The sequence below is a fragment of the Herbaspirillum sp. VT-16-41 genome, assembly GCF_001994935.1.
Lineage (GTDB): Bacteria > Pseudomonadota > Gammaproteobacteria > Burkholderiales > Burkholderiaceae_D > Herbaspirillum > Herbaspirillum frisingense.
This window is the reverse complement of the sequence record NZ_MUXB01000084.1, coordinates 1-1,862: the sequence shown is the minus strand read 5'-3', so window position 1 is coordinate 1,862 and position 1,862 is coordinate 1. Positions and strand designations below refer to the sequence as shown.

Sequence of the window (1,862 nt, the reverse complement as noted above, 5' to 3'; positions counted from 1 at the left end):
TCCAATTTCATTTTGACAAGTATGCGCGAAGAGAACTTATCATTTGAAGAAGCACTGAAAATAGCTCAGGAAAAAGGATATGCAGAAGCCGATCCCAAAAACGATATCGAGGGATATGACGCTTTTTTCAAAGCGGTTGTTCTGAGTGAGCTGGTGTTCGGGAAAGCACCGGCGCAGGAAACATCTGTTAGAGAAGGCATTACTGACATTACAATTGAACAAATCCGTATGGCTGACTACCTGGAACTGAAATTTAAACATGTAGCATCGAGTGAGAGGGAAAAAGATGCTAGCCGCTGTACTGTAAAGCCGGTCCTGACAGCGGAGGCACATCCCTTGTACAGAGTAGAAGGAGTGCAAAATGCAGTTTCAATTGATGCGGATATAGTCGGGAATATCAGCCTGCAGGGTCCTGGAGCCGGCATGTTTCCGACAGCCAGCGCAATTATTGAAGATTTGATTCATGTCATGCCGACCACGAATGCCTGCGCCCGGCCGCCGACTTTGCGCCGATCGCCTATCCCAAGCCGGATGGCAAGCTGACCTTCGATCGCCTGTCATCGGTCTTCATCTCCAATACCAACCATGGTGAAGACCAGCCCGCGCACCTGACGCTGAAGGACAAGGCCGTGCCGGTCCAGATCAACCTGGCCAAGTACGCCGGCCCGGAAGCACGCTACTGCCCGGCAGGTGTCTATGAATTCGTCAAGAACGAAGACAACACCGACCGCCTGCAGATCAACGCCCAGAACTGCGTGCACTGCAAGACCTGCGATATCAAGGACCCGACTTGCTTCCTGACCTGCATATAGGTTTCTCAAGAGGCAGGTCAATCTTACTGCTGCTGCTGCTAAGTCGCTTCAGTCATGTCCAACTCTGTGCGACCCCATAGATGGCAGCCCACCAGGTCCCCTTGTCCCTGGGATTCTCCAGGCAAGAACACTGGGGTGGGTTGCCATTTCCTTCTCCAATGTATGAAAGTGAAAAGTCAAAGTGAAGTCGCTCAGACGTGTCTGACTCTTTGGGATCCCATGGACTGCAGCCCACCAGGCTCCTCCACCAATGGGATTTTCCAGGCAAGAGTACTGGAGTGGGGTGCCATCACCTTTCAGTTCAGTTCAGTTCACTTCAGTTCAGTAGCTCACCAAAGTTGTTTTCAGTTTTCTGTTTAATTTCATGAATACATGTTCTTAAGTTTCCCGGACTCATATATCCAGCACCAATCATTCCTAAAGCCCCATGATTCGAAACCGCAGATACTAACTCAGGAGTAGTAATTCCACCGGCCATCGGTGCTTGAATAATCGGATAGGTAATATCAAATAGTTCGGCCACTTTATTTCGCAGCATCGTTACACCTCATTTTAAGAATATAAGTTATTTAATATATTCTCTATTCATAAGGAAAAATCCTTTTTCTTACAAGCAATTACATGCCGAAATAAAGTTTTTATATATATTCATGGACACTTCATCTGTCATGGATTCCGGATGCCATTGGACCCCTAGTACAAAGGAGTGATGTTTACTTTCTATCGCTTCAATTACCCCATCATTCGCTACTCCACTTATTTGAAATTCCTGTGGGACAGAGCGATTAGCTTGATGATGAAAACTATTTACTTTTATTTTTTCTTTATTCGTTATTTGATGAAGCAGAGAGGTTTTTCGCACGTTGACAAAATGTGACCCGTGATCACGTGGGGAGTTTTGGGTATGCTGCAGGACATTATCATTTATTTGTGCGTAAATATCTTGGTACATATCTCCACCTGCTGCAAGATTTATTATTTGGCTTCCTCTACATATGCCAAGAATCGGTTTATCCATGGATAGCATTTTCTTCGTTAATTCTATTTCAA

Annotated in this window: 3 protein-coding genes and 1 pseudogene; 2 read left to right on the top strand and 2 right to left on the bottom strand. The window is 45.8% G+C overall.

The window, feature by feature from the left end; all coding sequences use genetic code 11:
- Positions 1–12: 12 nt before the first annotated feature.
- Together BTM36_RS06840 and BTM36_RS06835 are read left to right on the top strand one after the other, a co-directional pair.
- A complete protein-coding gene (locus BTM36_RS06840) occupies positions 13–543 on the top strand; it encodes a hypothetical protein (RefSeq protein WP_256385236.1) in 531 nt (176 codons plus the stop codon).
- Positions 468–812 (top strand): annotated as a pseudogene (locus BTM36_RS06835) (4Fe-4S dicluster domain-containing protein); the annotation flags it as partial. The gene BTM36_RS06840 and the pseudogene BTM36_RS06835, both read left to right, overlap by 76 nt.
- A 316-nt stretch (positions 813–1,128) precedes the next feature.
- On the opposite strand, the gene BTM36_RS06830 reads toward BTM36_RS06835, so the two are convergent.
- Together BTM36_RS06830 and BTM36_RS06825 are read right to left on the bottom strand one after the other, a co-directional pair.
- Positions 1,129–1,350 (bottom strand): nitronate monooxygenase, encoded by a 222-nt coding sequence (locus BTM36_RS06830; RefSeq protein WP_077235680.1) that lies wholly within the window; start codon positions 1,348–1,350, stop codon positions 1,129–1,131.
- 69 nt (positions 1,351–1,419) lie between these two features.
- A partial coding sequence (locus tag BTM36_RS06825; protein WP_139347094.1) for a gamma-glutamyl-gamma-aminobutyrate hydrolase family protein occupies positions 1,420–1,862 on the bottom strand: 443 nt, incomplete at its 5' end.